Origin of the sequence: Streptomyces sp. MS191 (genome assembly GCF_008042125.1) — a bacterium.
In the GTDB taxonomy this organism is placed as follows: domain Bacteria; phylum Actinomycetota; class Actinomycetes; order Streptomycetales; family Streptomycetaceae; genus Streptomyces.
Genome location: NZ_RDBI01000040.1, coordinates 2,268,635 through 2,285,831, shown reverse-complemented (window position 1 = coordinate 2,285,831; position 17,197 = coordinate 2,268,635). Strand labels below are relative to the sequence as shown.

Here is a 17,197-nt window from a genome sequence, read left to right as displayed (position 1 = left end):
GCTGCCCCCCATGCGGCGCGCCGAAGGCGCCTACGACCACGCCTACGAGCCCCCGTACGACAGCTCCCGCGACCGCGCCCACGACGACGACGTCACCGGCCGCCACGGCGACGGCCGCCACGGCAGGCCGTCCCGCCACGGCGCCGGCTGGGCCGAGAACGCCGCCACCGCGGGCGTCCGCCACGCCTACTACCCCGGGCGCCGGATGAACCTCGGAGTGGTGCTCCTCCCGCTCCGGCTTCTCCTCGGCTTCATCTGCATCTACGCCGGCATGGGCAAGCTCTGCGACCCCGTCTACTTCGACGGCGGCGAGCGCGGCTCCATGGTCAAGTGGCTCAACTCGCTGCACCCCTGGGCCCTGGCCGAACCCCTGCGCGACTTCGCCCTCCAGCACCCCGTCGGCGCCGGCCTGACCGTCGCCTTCCTCCAGGTCGTCGTCGGCGTCCTCACCGTCCTCGGCCTCTGGCAGCGCGTGGCCGCCGTCGTCGGCGCCCTGCTCTCCGCCGCGATGATCCTCACCGTCAGCTGGAGGACCGTCCCCGTCTACGACGCGCCCGACATCATCTTCCTCGCCGCCTGGTCCCCGCTGGTCATCGCCGGTGCCCCCGTCTACTCCATCGACGGCCGCCTCGCCGGCGAAGCCTGGCGCACCCTCGGCCCCCGCTCCGAGATCTGGGACCTGCGCCGCCGGGTCCTGCGCCGCGGCACCGTCGTCGCCGCGGTCGTCGTCGGCCTCACGCTCCTCGTCGGTTCCATGCTCGGCGGAGCCGTACGGTCCACCGAGATGGTCACCGTCCCCGGCCCCAACGACGACCCGATGAACCACCTGCCCGGCCGGGGCCTCCCCCAGGAGCCCGGTACGAGCACCCCGTCCCGCTCCGCCACCACGAAGCCCAAGCCCTCCGAGTCCGCCGGTGCCGACGGCAAGCGCGACGAGGAGAAGAAGACGGCCGAACCCAGCAAGACCGTGCGCGAGACCGGGCGGATCCGCGAGAGCCGCCCCACCGCCACCCGCGGCTCCGACAGCAGCCCGACCCAGTCCCGGCCGGCGCCCCCGCCGTCCACGGGCTCCGGCTCGGGCGGCACGAGCGGGGGATCGAGCAGCGGCGGCAGTTCCGGTGGCAGCGACGGCGGCTCCACCGACGGCGGTTCCACCAGCGGCGGCGCCCGCAACCCCATCGGCGGCCTGCTGGGCTGACCCGCCTCGACACGACGAACGCCGAAGGGCGGCACCGCATCCGTGCGGTGCCGCCCTTCGGTGTCTGTCGTGCCGGGACGGGGGCGGCCGCTGCGGCCTCCTGCGCGGTCGCGCCGGGGCGGCGCCGCTCCCCGGCCACCCGCTGGGCGTCCGGGCGCCCCGGTGCGGCGCTCCGGCCCCCCGGAGCGGGCGAGGTCCTCCGGAGCGGGCCGGGACGCCCCGGGGCTGTCAGGAGCCCTGGGAGGCCAGCTCCTTCGCCGCCTCGGTCAGGTCCTTCGCGGTGTCGATCGCCCGCCAGTAGGCCCCCTGGGGCAGCGGGAAGCCCGCCAGACGGCGTTCCCGGGCCAGCCGGGGGAACGTGGTCCGCTCGTGGTCGCCCCGGTCCGGCAGGAGGTCCGTGAAGGCGGCGGAGAAGACGTACACGCCGGCGTTGATCAGATACGGCGACGGCGGCGACTCGATGAAGTCGGTGATGTGCCCGAAGGTGTCGGTCTCGACGGCGCCCCACGGAATGCGGGGGCGGGCGAGTGCGAGGGTGGCCGTGGCGTCCCGCTCGTCGTGGAACGAGGCCATCTCACGCAGGGAGAACCGGGTCCAGATGTCGCCGTTCGTGGCGTACCAGGGGCGTCCGGGCTCGGGCAGGTGCGCGGCGGCGTACTTCAGGCCGCCGCCGCGGCCCAGCGGCTCCGGCTCGACGACGGTCGTCACACGGAGGGGCAGGGCGGCCTGCTTCAGCCAGTCCTGGAGCACCTCGGCCAGATGACCGCAGGAGACCACGGCGTCCGTCACGCCCTCGGAGGCGAGCCAGGACAGCTGATGGCCGATGATCGGGGTCCCGGTGCCCGGGATCTCGACCATCGGCTTGGGGCGGTCGTCGGTGTACGGGCGCAGGCGCGAGCCCTGGCCACCCGCCAGGATCACGGCCTGCGTCGGGGAGGTCTGCATACCGCGAACGATAGGCGCACTCCCTGGGGCCGATCGGGTCGACCGGCGTGGCGGCGTTCAGCTCGCGTACATCACACCGGTTGCGAACGAGGTGTCGCAGACCGGGCGGGAGAAGGACTGGGCGCGGGCGGGGCCGTAGTGCTGCACGGCGGCGCGGCCGAGGGCCTTGGCGATGGACATGCAGTGCTTGGCGAGCGACGGGCGGTTCTCGACCTCGCGCTGGAGGTGGGTGAGAGCCGTTCCGGGGTCCTTCTCCTGAAGCTCTGCGAGGAGCCGGTCGCGCAGAATATCCTGCGGGGCGCGGGACTTGGCGGGGACGGAGACGTCCTCGGAGGATGCGGTGAGCATCTGGGTCCCGGAGCTCTGGCCGGCCCACGGAACGGCGGACACCGCGAGCGTTCCGGAGAGCACCAGGACGACGGGCAGGACGAGTGCGAGAGAGCGGCCGATACGGCGGGCAGTGTGCGTCACGCAGGCGAGCGTAGCGGCCGGTGATGATATGGCGACATTTAGTCACTCTCGCGAGGGATGGTTCGAAGTGTCTTTTCGAATCCCGTGTTGACGCCGAGGCGGAAGTGGCGCCCGAATTGCCCGTAGTGTCGGGGTATTTGTCGACATAGGCGCGGCGCGCCGCCGGGATACGCGAACGGCCCCGCATCGGCAACCGATGCGAGGCCGTACGGCGGTGGCTTCAAGGTCAGCCGGAGAGGCGCTCGCCCGTCGAGGTGGAGAAGACGTGCAGCTCCTCGGCGCGCGGCACCACGTGCAGCACGGAGCCCTTCTGCGGCACGGCACGGCCGCCGACGCGGACGACCAGGTCCTTGTCCTCCGCGCCGACGCGCGCGGAGCCGTAGACGTAACCGTCGGCGCCGAGCTCCTCGACGACGTTCACGGAGACGGCCAGACCGGCGTCGCTGTCGGCGCCCGAGACGTCGAAGTGCTCGGGACGGATGCCGACGGTCACCGTCCTGTCGCCCCTGGCGGACGCGGCGGACAGCGCCTCGCGGGAGACCGGCACGACGCTGTTGCCGAACCGCACGCCGCCGTCGGTGATCGGGACCTCGACCAGGTTCATGGCCGGGGAGCCGATGAAGCCGGCGACGAAGAGGTTGGCGGGACGGTCGTACATGTTGCGCGGCGAGTCGACCTGCTGGAGCAGACCGTCCTTGAGCACGGCGACACGGTCGCCCATGGTCAGGGCCTCGACCTGGTCGTGGGTCACGTACACCGTCGTGATGCCGAGCCGGCGCTGCAGGCTCGCGATCTGCGTACGGGTGGAGACGCGGAGCTTGGCGTCGAGGTTCGACAGCGGCTCGTCCATGAGGAACACCTGCGGCTCACGCACGATGGCGCGACCCATGGCGACACGCTGGCGCTGACCGCCGGAGAGCGCCTTGGGCTTGCGGTCCAGGTACGGCGTGAGGTCGAGGATCTTCGCGGCCTCTTCGACCTTGGCGCGGATCTCGCTCTTGTTGACGCCGGCGATCTTGAGCGCGAAGCCCATGTTGTCGGCGACGGTCATGTGCGGGTACAGCGCGTAGTTCTGGAACACCATCGCGATGTCCCGGTCCTTGGGCGGCAGGTGGGTGACGTCACGGTCACCGATGCGGATGGAGCCGCCGTTGACGTCCTCCAGGCCCGCGAGCATGCGCAGGGAGGTGGACTTGCCGCAGCCGGAGGGACCGACGAGGACGAGGAACTCGCCGTCCGCGATCTCGATCTCCAGCTGGTCGACGGCGGGCTTGTCGGAACCCGGGTAGAGCCGGGTCGCCTTGTCGAAAGTGACGGAAGCCATGGTGATGTATCCCTTCACCGGCAGGAACGTGCCGGACGATCCGAGTGGAAGGAAGGATGGGTCTAGTCCACCGGAGTGAACCTCGGGTGACGCTACCTGGCGAGGGCTGATCTGTCAGTAGTCGAAGGCCAGTGATATTTCCGACCGGCGCCGGACGGTCGTTGGATACACTGCACTCGTTGCCTCCTTAGCTCAGCTGGCCAGAGCACCGCTCTTGTAAAGCGGGGGTCGTCGGTTCGAACCCGACAGGGGGCTCCAGAGCAGGACACACGAAGACCCCCGACCGATCTTGGTCGGGGGTCTTCGTGTGTCTTCGGATGACATCAACGGCGGCGGTCTGTGCCAGCCGCGGCCGCGAGCGCGCGGAGCGAAATGCGGGTGCCGGCTCCCGGGCCTGGCGGGCAGGATCACGCCATGTCGACCGATGTCAGCGGAATGATCGAGTGCCGTCCGGGAGCCCGGCTGTGGGGCGTGGACGATGAGGACACAGTCTGGGAAGCGGGCATCGATCTCTTCCTGCTGAACAGGGGCAACGCCTACGACGGCCTGGCGTGTCTCTTCGGAATCCGCAACTCCTTCGGCTTCCGACCGCTCGCCGAAGACCGTGGTTTCCCAGATGACGCGTCGGAAGAGCTGCGGAGGGACTTCATCGGCTACGGCGGCCCCGACTCCGTGTACGGGACGACGTGGCTGACCTGGGCTGAGCTCTCGACCGTCGACTGGCAGGAGACGGACGCCTCCGGCACACGGACACGCGCGTCAGCCGCAGGGTCTGACACCGACTGGGGTCGGGTCTGGAGTGCCATGCGTCTCCTCAGCGAGGTCCACGGCGAGGAGAACGTGCGTCTCGTCGTCTGGTTCTACTGACCCAACCCCAGCTCGGGCCGTTTGGCCGCACTGGCCATTCAGAGCACTCAGGCACGGTCGGGGCGGACCCCAGGGCGCGGTCGCTGGAGGAGCCGGTCCATGTGGCTGATGGCCTCGCGCTGGGTGTCCTGGACGACGTGGGTGTAGACGTCCATGGTCAGGCTGATCTGGCTGTGCCCGAGGATCTCCATCCCGACCCGGGGCGTGACGCCGGCGGCGGTGAGAAGCGTGGCGCAGCCGTGCCGGGCGTCGTGCAGGCGGATCTGGCGGAGGCCGGCGGTCTCGCTGACGCGGACGAAGGAACGGTGGACGCGTTCGGCCTCTACCCGTTCCACCGAATCTCCCGTCTCAGTTTCGTTCTCATTCAGCGCCGTTCACGGCCGTTCAGGGCGGCCCCTGAGCTCGCCCACGCTGGTTCCTGGAGCGCGCATGAACGCAGGTGAACAGTCTTGTACACCGGCTCCTACTGCATCAACAGACTTGAAAGCCTGCGCGCGGCCGGCGCTGGCAGGGCACTCTTGGCCATCGGCGGAGCCTGGCCGTCGGTTGGGTCCCGGGCTTGCACCGGGCCGCCCCCGGACAGAGCCAGGGATGCAGCTGCACTACAGAGCTGGACACCTCGGAAGCCGACCGCGCGCAGGTGGACGCTATCCCGAGGCACTGACAGACGCTGGCGAGGACCGTGCCCCATCCGTGCCAGATCGGGCGGGGAACCACGGGGAACGAGGGGCGCTGTCGGGCTCCGGGGTATCGATCAGCTCGCGCAGTGTCTGTGCATGTCAGGCGCGGCCCCGCCCTCCTTCTCCTGTAAAGCGGGGGTCGTCGGTTCGAACCCGACAGGGGGCTCCAGAGCAGGACACACGAAGACCCCCGACCATGATCGGTCGGGGGTCTTCGGCGTCTTCGGGTGGCATCGCTTAACGGCTCCATCGCAAGGGGTCGGCACACACCTGTGCACGAGCTATGTTCTATGGCATAGTCAATAGAAGAGTCATGAGGAGGACAGATGGCGCGCACCAAGGGCGGCACCCGGGACCGGATGGTCGACAGTGCGGTCAACCTGCTGGCGACACGCGGCGCGGCCGGAACGACGATCGACGGCGTGCTCGCGGCCAGCGGCGCACCGCGTGGATCCGTCTACCACCACTTCCCGGGCGGTCGCGAAGAGCTGATCACCGTCGCGGCGCGTGCAGCCGGTGAGCGCATGGCCGTGCTCCTTCAAGAGGGCGATGGCCCCGCGCAGCCCCGGCAGGCGCTCGCGCAGTTGGCGGACTTCTGGCGAACCCTTCTCACGGTCAGCGACTACCGGTCGGGCTGTGCGATTGCGGCGCTCACGGTGGGCGGCGCAGAGCAGATCCCGGCGGCTGCCGACATCGCCCGCGAAGTCTTCACCGGATGGCAGAACCAGTTCCGCGACCTGTTGCGCGCGAACGGGTTCGCCGCACCGCGTGCCGCGACGCTGGCCACCCTCACCGTCGCCTCGCTCGAAGGCGCGGTGATCCTGGCCCGGGCACAGCGCAGCACCGCGCCCCTGGACGCCGTCGTCGACGAGCTCACCGCACTGCTCTGACCACAACTGGCCCCCGCAGACCCCGATGCGCCGCATCCGTGCGGTCTTCGCTCCCCCTATCCCACCCAAGGAGATCTGCCATGCCCATGCTCGACGTCTACATCCCGACCGGCGCGCTCGACCCGGACGCCGAGCGCACCTTGATGGACGAACTCACCTCGATCTTGCTGCGCGCCGAAGGCGCGGACCCGTCGAACCCGTTCGCCCGGCAGATCTCCTGGGCGTTTCTGCACCGCCCGGAGGTCTTCGTAGCCGGCGCCGTCCCCGACAAGCCGCACTACCGGGTCATCGCGGGGGTTCCCGAGGGCCAGCTCAACGGCGCAGCCAAGAAGCAGCAGCTGGTTGCCGAGGTCACTGACGCCATCGTGCGCGCGGAGGGTGCGGACGACGAGAAGGCCAAGGATCGGGTCTGGGTGTTCCCGCTTGAGATCCCCGAGGGCCACTGGGGTTCCTTCGGCGGCATCCAGAGCCTGGGCAACATCCTGGGTGCGGCCATCGGCGACGCCGACAAGGGCCGCGGAGTCGCCCAGCACCGCATCGCCCAGAGCCGCCAGGAACGCGGCCTCCCCGCAGCCTGAGCACCAGGACCTCGCGCAGCCGGTCCCCGCGCACGCAGTCGGGCCGAGCTGAGGCCGTGCCGGAGCGAACCTGTGCAGCGGGGTCGTCGGTTCGAACCCGAGAGGGGTTCATGGCAAGGGCCGGCGCCGGGGCGTGATGCCCCGGTGCCGGCCCTTCCGCGTCCGGAGCGAGCCAGCCCGTGTCCCGGACCGGCCAGGTCCGGGACACGCGTGCGTCACACGGCGGTCAGCGGCCCGAGAGGCGGTCGGCCAGGGTGGCGATGCGGTCCGTCGTCGCGGTGTGGGTCGTCGCCTCGCGCCGGTCGGCCGCGCGGTAGGCCGCGTACATCGTCTGGACGCCGAGCCAGCGCAGCGGTTCCGGCTCCCACTTGCGGACCTTGTGGTCGACCCAGGGGAGTGTCGTCAGTTCGGTCGGGCCCGACTGGCCCGAGTCCTGCTGGATCAGGTCGCGCAGGGTGCGGGCCGCGAGGTTCGCCGTGGCGACGCCGGAGCCGACGTAGCCGCCGGCCCAGCCGAGGCCCGTGGAGCGGTCCAGGGTGACGGTGGCGCACCAGTCGCGGGGGACGCCGAGGACGCCGGACCAGGCGTGGGCGATGCCGAGGCCGGCGAGCGACGGGAAGAAGCGGATCAGGATCTCGCGGAGGGCTTCGACGGTCTGCGGCTGGGTGCGGCCGTCGTTGTCGGTCCTGGAGCCGTAGCGGTAGGGGACGCCCCGGCCGCCGAGGGCGATGCGGCCGTCGGCGGTGCGCTGGGCGTACATGTAGGCGTGGGCCATGTCGCCGAGGGTTTCGAGGCCGTTCCAGCCGATGGTGTCCCACTGGGCATCGGTGAGGGGCTCGGTGGCGATCATGGAGGAGTTCATGGGGAGCCAGGTGCGGCGCTGGCCGGCGAGGGAGGCCGTGAAGCCCTCGGTGCAGCGCAGGACGTAGGGCGCGCGGACGGTGCCGTACGGGGTGATCGCGTGCTTGGGCTTGATCTCCGTGACGGGGGTGGACTCGTGGACGGTGACGCCGAGGGCCTCGACGGCCGCGGCGAGGCCCTGGACGAGCTTGACGGGGTGGAGGCGGGCGCCGTGCGGGGTCCAGGTGGAGCCGACGGCGCCGGCGACGCGGATGCGGTCGGCGGTCTCGCGGGCTCCGTAGAGTTCGCGGTCCTTCTCGCCGAAGGCGAGTTCGACGGCGTGGAAGTCCCTGAGGCGGGAGAGCTGGGCCGGGGTGTGGGCGACCTCGAGGACGCCGCCGCGGTGGATGTCGGCGTCGATGTTCTCCGTCCGGCAGACGTCGATGACCTCGTCGACCGTGGTGTTCATGGCCTGCTGGAGACGGACGGCGGCCTCGTGGCCGTGGAGCGCGGCGTAGCGGTCGCGGCCGGCGATGCCGTTGTAGAGCCAGCCGCCGTTGCGTCCTGAGGCGCCGTAGCCGCAGAACTTGGCTTCGAGGACGGTGATGTTGAGGAAGGGGACGGCCTTCTTGAGGTAGTAGGCGGTCCAGAGGCCGGTGTAGCCGCCGCCGACGATGCAGACGTCGGCGGTGGTGTCTCCGGGCAGCGGTTCGCGGGGGGCGGGGGCGCCTTCCTGCGCGTACCAGAACGAGATGCCGCCGTTGACCGTGCTGCTCATGGTGTCCTCTGTCCCTGTGGGGCCTCTGGGGTGCGTGGGCCGGAGGTTACTGGATGGGCGCGGGGCGTGGGCCTGCGGATTTCGTCGGATCTCGGCGCCGCGCCGTGCGGGTACGCGGCTTGTGATCCACATTCCGGAGGAACTGTCCGCTTCTCGAATCCGGTTCGACGGGCGGGCCGGCCGGGCGTGCGTCGCGGCGCGGCCGTGTGGGAGGTGCAGTCGCCGGACGAGGAGAACGCGGGCCAGGCGACGGCGCTGGACGCGGAAGGTGTCCATCGCCCGGACGCCGCTTTCTCGTGCGAGGTGATCCGGTGCAGGGTGGTCGCATGATTCGTGCCGCCACTCCCGCCGACGTCCCTGTGCTCCACGCGATGGTCCGTGAGCTGGCCGACTACGAGAAGGCGGCGCACGAGGTGCGTGCGACGCCGGAGCAGTTGCGTGAGGCGTTGTTCGGGGAGCGCCCGGCGGTGTTCGCGCACATCGCGGAGACGGACGAGGGCGAGGTCGTGGGCTTCAGCCTGTGGTTCCTGAGCTTCTCGACGTGGCGTGGGGTGCACGGGATCCACCTGGAGGATCTGTACGTGCGGCCGGGGGTGCGGGGCGGCGGCTACGGCAAGGCGCTGTTGCGGGAGTTGGCGCGGACGTGCGTGGAGCGGGGGTACGAGCGCCTGGAGTGGTCGGTGCTGCGGTGGAACGCTCCGTCGATCGCGTTCTACGAGTCGTTGGGCGCGCGGCCTCAGGAGGAGTGGGAGGTCTACCGGCTGACCGACGGGGCGTTGGCGGCGTTGGGCTCGGTGGGGTAGGCGCAGGGGTGGGCGCGGTGGCCTGGGGCGCCCCGGCGCGCCGCGGCTCGGTGGCTTCGTGGGCGCACCCGCACCGGCACCGCCGGGTCGGTGCCGGTGCGGGTGCGGGTGCGGTGCCGGGGCGGGCGGCCAGGGCGAAAGTAGCGCCGTCCGCCCGGAGCGGGGCGGGCGGGACTTTCGCAGCGCGCCCTAGGGGATGAGGACGACTTTGCCGATGGTGCCCCGGTTCTCCAGGGCGCGGTGGGCGGCGGCGKCCTCGGCCAGGGGGAAGCGGTGGACGGCGGGGCGGAGGCGGCCGGCGGCCGCTTCGGCGAGGGAGGCGAGTTCGAGGGCGCGGACGTCGCCGCCGGCCTTCTGGATCATGACGGGGCCGAGGACTCCCTGCGAGGTGATGCCGCGCGCGGTGAGTTCCTCCTCGGTGAAGCCGAGGGGTTCGCCGTCGTGGATGCCCTGGCCCGACCATCCGAAGACGAGGTGCCGGCCGCCCTTGCCGAGGAGGTCGACGGCGGCGCGGCCGGTGTCGCCTCCGACGGAGTCGAAGACGACGGTGGCGTCCTTGCCGAGGGTGTCGAGGTGGGCGCGGACCTGTGCGGGCCAGTCGGGCCGGGTGTAGTCGACGGCGAGGTCGGCGCCGTTCTCCCGGACGAGGGCGACCTTCTCGGGGCCGCCGGCGAGGCCGATGACGGTGGCGCCGGCGTTCTTCGCGGACTGGACGAGGAGGGTGCCGATGCCGCCCGCGGCGGCGGGGACGACGGCGACGGAGTCGGGGCCGAGGGTGGTGAACTGGAGGATGCCGAGGGTCGTGCGGCCGGTGCCGACCATGGCGACGGCCTCCGCCTCGCCGAGGGTGTCGGGCAGGGCGTGGAGCCGGGTGGCGTCGACGACGGCGAGTTCGGCGTAGCCGCCGGGGGCGAGGCCGAGGTGGGCGACGACGCGCCGGCCGAGCCAGCTCGGGTCGGTGCCTTCGCCGAGGGCGTCGACCGTGCCGGCGACTTCGCGGCCCGGGATGGTGGGGAGCTCGGCGGGGGCGGGGAAGGGGCCGGTCATGCCCTCGCGCAGGGCCGTGTCGAGGAGGTGGACGCCGGCCGCGGCGACCGCGATCCGGACCTGGCCAGGGCCGGGTACGGGATCGGCGGTCTCCTCGTGGACGAGGTTCTCGGCGGGGCCGAAGGCGTGGAGGCGGATGGCGTGCATGGCGGGCTCCCCTGGTCCGGTGGTGCTGTGTCCGTTGGTGGGCCCAGCCTTCAATCTCAAGCGCGCTTGAGGTCAAGCCGGTGGGCGCGCAGCGCCAGGGACACCGCTTCGACGGCGCTGGTGAAGGAGACCTCGGACAGCACGCCGGGTGCGGCGACCTGGTCGCCGACCAGGTAGACCCCGTCGCCGCGGTCGATCGCGGGGCGGTCGCGCCAGGTGGTGCCGGGGCGGTCGACGGCTCCCGTACGGCCGGTGCTGACGGCCTCGCGGCGCCAGACGGTGCGTTCGCGCCAGTGGGGGAAGGCGAGGTCGAGGAGGCGTTCGGCGTGGGCGATGCCGTCGGCCTTGGACTGGCCCGGGGCGAGCGGGAGTTGGGCCTGGATGAGCTGCTCGCCGGCCGGGGCGAGGGAGGGGTCCTGGGCGGTGAAGCGCTCGATCCAGCCGGGGGCGTCGAGGTCGGACACGACGAAGGGATCGCCGGCGCGGGTGCGCAGCGCGAGGTCGAACAGGACGGTGCGTCCGCTGTCCCAGGTCAGGCCGGGGTCGCCGAGGAGGCGGGCGGCCGCGGGCAGGGAGGTGGCGACGACGACGGGGCCGTCGGCGAGCGGCAGCGTGTCGAGGCGGGAGGCGGTCTCGATGCGTACGCCGAGGTCCCAGGCACGGGCCGCCATCCGGTCCACGAGCTGTCCCCAGCCGCCGCGGAGGTACTGGGCCTCGGGCGGCAGGGCGGCGGCCCGGTGCAGGCGCTCCTGGACGAAGCGGGCGGACAGGGAGCCGGGGTCGTGGTGGAAGAGGGCGACGCCGCTGTAGGCGGCGGCGGTGCGGGCGGTGGCGGGGCCGGCGACGCGGGTGGCCCAGGTGAGGAAGTCGGTGTCGACGGGGGCCAGGTCGGCCGTGCGGAGGGTGTGGCGCAGGAATCCGAGCGGCGGGGTGCGGCGCAGGGTTCCGGCGCGGTGGAAGCGGAAGCGGGCCGCTTCGAGGAGGGGCAGAGGCGCGAGCGGGCCGAGGAGGTCGCGCTGCTTCAGCCAGGTCCAGTGCGGTCCGCCGCGGTAGAGGGCGTGCGGCCCCTCGTTGGTGCGGTACGGGCCCTCGGCGGTGCGGGCCCGGCCGCCGAGGGTGTGGTGGGCCTCGTGGAGGGTGACCCTGGCCCCTGCCTCGGCCGCGGTGACGGCCGCCGTGAGTCCGGCGAAGCCGCCTCCGACGACGGTGATCTGCTTCATGTGCCGCTCCCTGGTCTCGGTCTCACAGGGGGGACGGTGGGGGTGGCCCGCTCCGTGACATCGGGGCGCTGTCGGTGGCGCACCTCACAATGAGGGCATGGTGGCGAGGAAGAAGAAGGTGGCGGTCGCGCGGCGGCCGGAGGTGCGGTTGCCGCCGCTGACGGCGTACGAGGGCGGGCTGGAACCGGACGGCGACTACGACGGCCTGGAGTTCGCCGGGCTCGATCTGGCGGAGCAGGACGGGCCGGGGGCGCGGTTCCTGGACTGCGCGGTGCGCGAGTGCGCCGTGGACGGGACGCGGCTCACCGGTGCGCGGCTGCTGGATTCGGTGCTGACCGGGATCCGCGGGGTGGGGACGGATCTGGTGGGGGCGTCCCTGCGGGACGTCGAGGTCGTCGACGCGCGGCTCGGCGGGGCGCAGCTGCACGGGGCGGTGCTGGAGCGGGTGCTGGTGCGGGGCGGGAAGATCGACTACCTGAACCTGCGGGCGGCGAAGCTCAAGGACGTCGTCTTCGAGGGGTGCGTGCTGAGCGAGCCGGACTTCGGGGGCGCGTCGCTGGAGCGGGTGGAGTTCCGCGACTGCGTCCTGACGGGGGCGGACTTCGGCGCGGCCCGGCTGAAGGACGTGGATCTGCGGACGGTGCAGCGGCTGGAGATCGCGCGCGGGGTGGACTCGCTGGCGGGCGCGGTGATCAGTACGGCCCAGCTGCTGGACCTGGCACCGGTGTTCGCGGCGCAGCTGGGGGTGCGGGTGGAGGACTGACCGGGTGCGGGTTCCGGTGTCGGCGTCGGTGCCCGGCGTCGGCCGGTTCCGCCCGGGCGGCCGGACGCCCTGTGGTCCGGGCGCCCGTCGGGTGCGTACCGGCTGCCGTGCTCGGGGAGCGCCGTGAACCGGGCTCAGGGGATGCGGGGGAAGCGGGCCTGGAGGTCCCAGATCGCGGGGTTGTCGCCGAGGCCCTCGTGCATGTCGGTGAGGTCGGCGATCAGGTCGTGCAGGAAGTCGCGGGCCTCGCGGCGCAGTTCGGCGTGTCCGAAGGTGAGCGGGGCCTCGTCGCCCGGCATCCAGTCGGCCTCGACGTCCACCCAGCCGAAACGGCGCTCGAAGAGCATGAGGTCGGAGGACTCGGTGAAGTCGAGCTCGGCGTACTGCGGCTTCGCGGCCCGGCTGCCGCGCGGGTCGCGGTCGAGCCGCTCGACGATGTCGCACAGCGCCCACGCGAAGTCGAGCACCGGCACCCATCCCCAGGCTGTGGACACCTCGCGGTCGGCCTTGGGGTCGGCGAGGTAGACGTCCCCGCAGAAGAGGTCGTGGCGCAGGGCGTGGACGTCCGCGCGGCGGTAGTCGGTCTGCGGGGGGTCGGGGAAGCGTCGGGAGAGGGAGTAGCCGATGTCGAGCACGGACCGATGGTCCCACGGCGGGCGGAGGTCGCCCTCCGCCCGCGCTCCCGGATCAGCCGCGCGTGCGGGCGTGCAGGGTGCGGGCCACCCGCGGGCCCAGCCAGCGCTTGAGCCGGCGCAGCGGCTCCAGCTGGTCGGCCGCCTTGTCGATCCGGTAGTAGAGCTGCGGCGGGATGTGCGGGAGCAGCGGGGAGTGCCGCTGCCCGAGGAGCGCGAACATCTGGACCGGGGCCAGGCGCATGTAGCGCGGCAGGTTCTCGTACCAGCGGGCGCTGTAGCGGGCCGCGCTCTGCGCCGAGAGGAGTTCGGCGCGGCGCCGGCGCCCGTAGCGGCTCAGGGCCGTGCCGAGGTCCGCGGTGTCCTCGCGCAGCGCCTCGGCGAGGGCGAGCGCGTCCTCCAGGGCCAGCGTCGTGCCCGCGCCGATCGAGTAGTGCGTGGTGTGGGCGGCGTCGCCGAGCAGCACCAGGTTGCCGTGGTGCCAGGAGCGGTTCGTCAGCGTGCGGAAGTTCAGCCACTGCGCGCTGCCGCCGGCCTGCGCGCGGCCGATCAGCTCGTGGCCCTCCAGGAGGCCGACGAACAGCTTCTCGAGCAGCGCCAGGCTGTCCGCCTCGTCGAGCCGGTCGAGACCGAGCCCGCTCCAGGTCTCCGGCGAGCACTCCACGACGCAGGTCGACTGCTCCCCGCTGAAGCCGTAGGCGTAGCACCAGATCCAGCCGTGGTCCGTCTCCACGAAGGAGAAGGTGAAGGAGTCGAAGACCTTGGTGGTGCCGAGCCAGATGTACTGGTTGCGGCCGAGGACGGTCTCCGAGCCGAAATGGGCGGCGTGGCGCTCGCGCAGCACGCTGTTGACCCCGTCGCCGGCGACGACCAGGTCGGCGTCGGCGAGCTCCTCGGCCGGGTCGGTGATCTCGTGCTCGAACTCGACCCGTACGCCCAGGGACTCGGCCCGCTCGGTGAGCAGGGCGAGCATCGTGCGGCGGCCGATGCCGAAGCCCGCGTCGCCGCGGTGCACCGTGCGTTCCTCGCGGACGATGGCGACACCGTCGGTCCAGGTGACCGACGCCGCGCTGATCGCCTCGGCGGACTCCGGGTCACCGGCCCGCAGCTTGTCCAGCAGTCCGGCCCAGTAGGTGACGCCCCAGCCGTAGGTGGAGCCGGCCGGGTTTTTCTCGTAGACGGTGATCTCGTGGGACGGGTCCTGCCGCTTCATCAGGATCGCGAAGTACAGGCCCGCGGGCCCGCCTCCGACGCAGGCGATCTTCACGCGCGCTCCACGGGGGTGTTACACCTTGCGATGGACAGGCAACGCAGGGTAGCAGCGCGAGAGGGGTCAGGGGAGCAGCCGCTGTTCCTTGGCCACCGCGACGGCGCCGGCGCGGGTGTCGACGCCGAGCTTGGCGTAGATCCGGCCGAGGTGGGTCTTCACGGTCGCCTCGCTGATGAACAGCGCGCGGGCGATCTCGCGGTTGCCGAGGCCGTGCGCGAGCTGGCCGAGGATGTCCCGTTCGCGGTCGGTGAGGGCCGGCCGGGCCGCGCCGCGCATCCGGTCCATGACCCGGCTGGCGACCGGCGGGGACAGGGTGGTGCGGCCCTGGGCGGCGGAGTGGATCGCGGCGAACAGCTCCTCGGGCCGCTCCGCCTTGAGCAGATAGCCGGTGGCGCCCGCCTCGATGGCGCGGGTGATGTCCGCGTCCGTGTCGTAGGTGGTGAGGACGAGGACGTGCACGTCGGGGGAGGTGATGCGGCGGGTGGCCTCCACCCCGTCGATGCCCGCGCCCAGCTGGAGGTCCATCAGCACGACGTCGGGACGCAGCTTGCCGGCCATCGCGACCGCCTCCTCGCCGCTGCCCGCCTCGCCGACGACCTCGATGTCCGGTTCGCTGCCGAGCAGCGCGAGCAGCCCGGCGCGGACGACGGCGTGGTCGTCGCAGAGCAGGATCCGTACCGTCACGGAGCGGCCTCCAGGGGGATCGCGGCCGAGAGCACGGTGCCCTCGCCGGGGGTGGACTCGATGGTGAGGGTGCCGCCGAGCTGCCGGGCCCGTACCCGCATCGCGGGCAGGCCGTGACCGCGCACGCCCCGGGCGCCGCCCGCCTCGCCCGGCGTGTCGGCGGCGCGGGCGGCCCCGGGGTCGAAGCCGCGGCCGTCGTCGGCGATGTCGAGGACGACCTGGTCGTCGAGGTAGGTCAGGGTCAGGGCGGCGGACGCGGCGCCGGCGTGCTCGCGGACGTTGGCGAGGGCGCCCTGGGCGATCCGCAGCAGCGCGGACTGCACCCGGTCGGGCAGCGGCACCGGAGCGCCGTCCACCCGGAACGCGGCGGACTCCCGGTCCGCGAGCGCGCGCAGCGCCTCCTCCAGACCGCCGCCCTCGGCGAGGTCGGCGGGCGCGAGGTCGTGGACGAAGCGCCGGGCCTCGGCGAGGTTGCGCTCGGCGATCGACTCGGCGGTACGGACGTGGCGGCGGGCGGTCGCCGGGTCGCCGTCCCAGGTGCGCTCGGCTGCCTGGAGCAGCATCTGCTGGCTGGACAGGCCCTGGGCGAGCGTGTCGTGGATCTCCATCGACAGGCGCTGGCGTTCGGCGAGCGTGCCCTCGCGGCGTTCGGTGGCGGCCAGTTCGCGCCGGGTGCGGATCAGGTCGTCGATCAGCGCCCGCTGGCGGTCGGCCTGGCGCTGCGCGTGGACGAAGACGCCGGTGGCGATCGCGGCGACGGCCGGCGGGGCGACGATCAGGTTGGGGTCCCAGCCGCCGTGCGAGAGCTGGACCTGCGCGGCCACGACGAAGACGGTGAGCAGTGCGACCAGGACCAGGGCGGCGCGCGGCGGCAGGGTGCGCAGCCCGGTGTAGAAGAGCGGCACGGCACACCAGGCGAAGCTGGGCGCGAGGACGACCAGGACCATCCAGACGGCGACGACGGTGAAGAGCCAGGCGATCCGGCGCGGGGTGGCGCGGGTGCCGAGGACGGGCCCCAGGAGGTACAGGGCGGCGAGCGCGCCGGACAGCGCGACGATCCACGGACTGCGGTCCTCCCACGGGTGACGCAGCAGGAACCGCGCGAGGGACGCGCCCAGGAGGAGGAAGAACGCGATGTGCATGACCCGCGCCAGCCAGCGGGCGTCCGGGTCCTGCTCCATCACGTGCCCTTCGAGAGTGGTCCTGACCTGGGTGTACGTATCCATGGTGGCCCTGGTGGACCACGGCGGCATCAACCGATCGGCTGACAGGCGTGTCGCCCGTACCGCGCGGCGGAGGCATCCGCTCCGTCGACCGTAGGGGCCCGGATCCGGCCGGAGGATCGATGGCAGAGCGAAGGAACCCCCGTAGCCCAGCCTGGAGGAACACACCATGAAGAAGATCCTGATCGGTGCCGCCACCGCCGCCGTCGTCGCCGCCGGTACCTTCGGCGCCGTCTCCGCCAACGCCTCCGCCCCGGCCGCCGCGCCTGCCGCCGCCGTCAAGGCCGACGCCGCGAACGAGAACCTGCAGCAGTCCACGCACCTGACGATCGAGGCCGCGACGAAGGCCGCGCAGGCCACCCTCGACGCCGCCGAGGACGCCGGCCAGCGGGTGTCCGTCGCCGTCGTCGACCGCAACGGCAACACCGTCGTCACCCTGCGCGGCGACGGCGCCGGCCCGCAGTCCTACGAGTCGGCCGAGCGCAAGGCGTTCACCGCGGTCTCCTGGAACGCGCCGACCTCGGTGCTGGCCGGCCGCCTCGCCCAGGCGCCCAACCTGAAGGACATCCCCGGCACCCTCTTCCTCGCCGGTGGCGCCCCCGTCACCGCCAAGGGCGCCCCGATCGCCGGCATCGGCGTCGCGGGTGCGCCGAGCGGCGACCTGGACGAGATGGTCGCGCGCGGGGTCGTAGTCGAGGGTCAGCGCGTAGTGCTGGACGTCGTAGCCGCCGTTGCCGAGGTGCGGGAAGTACGGGTCGCGCAGTCCCGCGGCGCCCGGGGTGCCGTGCGCGCCGCCGGTGTCGGGGCCGTCGCCGTGCCCGTCCTCCGCGCCGGTGC

The 17,197-nt window shown here is 72.6% G+C and carries 16 protein-coding genes, 1 tRNA gene and 2 pseudogenes; 8 read left to right on the top strand and 11 right to left on the bottom strand.

Translation table 11 applies throughout. The annotated features are described in order from the left end of the window. Positions 1-1,198 (top strand): DoxX family membrane protein (locus EAO71_RS17445; RefSeq protein WP_147979361.1); only part of this gene is annotated, 1,198 nt, incomplete at its 5' end. A 228-nt stretch (positions 1,199-1,426) separates the two neighbouring features. Here the strand turns inward: EAO71_RS17445 and EAO71_RS17440 are convergent. From EAO71_RS17440 to EAO71_RS17430, 3 genes are all read right to left on the bottom strand, one after another. Then, positions 1,427-2,143 (bottom strand): nucleotidyltransferase family protein, encoded by a 717-nt coding sequence (locus tag EAO71_RS17440; protein WP_147978566.1) that lies wholly within the window; start codon positions 2,141-2,143, stop codon positions 1,427-1,429. Positions 2,144-2,200: 57 nt separating this feature from the next. After that, entirely contained in the window at positions 2,201-2,614 is a 414-nt protein-coding gene (locus EAO71_RS17435; protein ID WP_147978565.1) for a hypothetical protein, read from the bottom strand. A gap of 226 nt (positions 2,615-2,840) precedes the next feature. Then, positions 2,841-3,938 (bottom strand): ABC transporter ATP-binding protein, encoded by a 1,098-nt coding sequence (locus EAO71_RS17430; RefSeq protein WP_147978564.1) that lies wholly within the window; start codon positions 3,936-3,938, stop codon positions 2,841-2,843. A 181-nt stretch (positions 3,939-4,119) separates the two neighbouring features. On the opposite strand from EAO71_RS17430, the gene EAO71_RS17425 reads away from it, so the two are divergent. Both EAO71_RS17425 and EAO71_RS17420 read left to right on the top strand, forming a co-directional pair. Then, positions 4,120-4,196, top strand: a tRNA-Thr gene (locus EAO71_RS17425). 156 nt (positions 4,197-4,352) lie between these two features. Continuing rightward, positions 4,353-4,805, top strand: coding sequence for a hypothetical protein (locus EAO71_RS17420; protein ID WP_147978563.1), 453 nt, complete (start codon positions 4,353-4,355; stop codon positions 4,803-4,805). A 47-nt stretch (positions 4,806-4,852) separates the two neighbouring features. On the opposite strand, the pseudogene EAO71_RS17415 reads toward EAO71_RS17420, so the two are convergent. After that, positions 4,853-5,131: pseudogene (locus tag EAO71_RS17415) on the bottom strand (tyrosine-type recombinase/integrase); the annotation flags it as partial. A gap of 680 nt (positions 5,132-5,811) precedes the next feature. Here EAO71_RS17415 and EAO71_RS17410 point away from each other — a divergent pair. Further along, positions 5,812-6,375 carry a TetR/AcrR family transcriptional regulator gene (locus EAO71_RS17410; RefSeq protein ID WP_222723558.1) on the top strand — a complete coding sequence of 188 codons (564 nt, stop codon included), beginning with the start codon at positions 5,812-5,814 and terminating at the stop codon, positions 6,373-6,375. 80 nt (positions 6,376-6,455) lie between these two features. Beyond that, entirely contained in the window at positions 6,456-6,953 is a 498-nt protein-coding gene (locus tag EAO71_RS17405) for a tautomerase family protein (RefSeq protein ID WP_147978562.1), read from the top strand. A gap of 226 nt (positions 6,954-7,179) precedes the next feature. Here EAO71_RS17405 and EAO71_RS17400 read toward each other — a convergent pair whose 3' ends face one another. Further along, positions 7,180-8,571, bottom strand: a complete 1,392-nt coding sequence (locus EAO71_RS17400; RefSeq protein ID WP_147978561.1) for an NAD(P)/FAD-dependent oxidoreductase — start codon at positions 8,569-8,571, stop codon at positions 7,180-7,182. Positions 8,572-8,897: 326 nt separating this feature from the next. Between EAO71_RS17400 and EAO71_RS17395 the strand changes: the two genes are divergently transcribed. After that, positions 8,898-9,374 carry a GNAT family N-acetyltransferase gene (locus tag EAO71_RS17395; RefSeq protein WP_147978560.1) on the top strand — a complete coding sequence of 159 codons (477 nt, stop codon included), beginning with the start codon at positions 8,898-8,900 and terminating at the stop codon, positions 9,372-9,374. A 189-nt stretch (positions 9,375-9,563) separates the two neighbouring features. On the opposite strand, the gene EAO71_RS17390 is transcribed toward EAO71_RS17395, so the two are convergent. Together EAO71_RS17390 and EAO71_RS17385 are read right to left on the bottom strand one after the other, a co-directional pair. After that, on the bottom strand, positions 9,564-10,568 hold the full coding sequence (locus tag EAO71_RS17390) for a zinc-binding dehydrogenase (protein ID WP_147978559.1): 1,005 nt from the start codon (positions 10,566-10,568) through the stop codon (positions 9,564-9,566). Between the two features lie 56 nt (positions 10,569-10,624). Continuing rightward, a complete protein-coding gene (locus EAO71_RS17385; RefSeq protein WP_147978558.1) occupies positions 10,625-11,788 on the bottom strand; it encodes an NAD(P)-binding protein in 1,164 nt (387 codons plus the stop codon). A gap of 97 nt (positions 11,789-11,885) precedes the next feature. On the opposite strand from EAO71_RS17385, the gene EAO71_RS17380 reads away from it, so the two are divergent. After that, complete coding sequence (locus EAO71_RS17380) at positions 11,886-12,551, top strand: pentapeptide repeat-containing protein (RefSeq protein WP_147978557.1); 666 nt, start codon at positions 11,886-11,888, stop codon at positions 12,549-12,551. A 134-nt stretch (positions 12,552-12,685) separates the two neighbouring features. Here the strand turns inward: EAO71_RS17380 and EAO71_RS17375 are convergent, their stop codons facing one another. The 4 genes from EAO71_RS17375 to EAO71_RS17360 all read right to left on the bottom strand — a co-directional run bounded on the left by EAO71_RS17375 (position 12,686) and on the right by EAO71_RS17360 (position 16,363). Further along, a complete protein-coding gene (locus tag EAO71_RS17375; protein ID WP_147978556.1) occupies positions 12,686-13,186 on the bottom strand; it encodes a hypothetical protein in 501 nt (166 codons plus the stop codon). A gap of 52 nt (positions 13,187-13,238) precedes the next feature. Further along, entirely contained in the window at positions 13,239-14,450 is a 1,212-nt protein-coding gene (locus EAO71_RS17370) for an FAD-dependent monooxygenase (protein WP_187282695.1), read from the bottom strand. Positions 14,451-14,516: 66 nt separating this feature from the next. Further along, a complete protein-coding gene (locus tag EAO71_RS17365) occupies positions 14,517-15,137 on the bottom strand; it encodes a response regulator (RefSeq protein WP_147978555.1) in 621 nt (206 codons plus the stop codon). Then, positions 15,134-16,363, bottom strand: coding sequence for a sensor histidine kinase (locus EAO71_RS17360; RefSeq protein ID WP_261992169.1), 1,230 nt, complete (start codon positions 16,361-16,363; stop codon positions 15,134-15,136). Before EAO71_RS17360 ends, EAO71_RS17365 begins: the two co-directional genes overlap by 4 nt. Positions 16,364-16,529: 166 nt before the next feature. On the opposite strand from EAO71_RS17360, the pseudogene EAO71_RS17355 reads away from it, so the two are divergent. Continuing rightward, positions 16,530-17,051 (top strand): annotated as a pseudogene (locus tag EAO71_RS17355) (GlcG/HbpS family heme-binding protein); the annotation flags it as partial. Positions 17,052-17,197 lie beyond the last annotated feature (146 nt).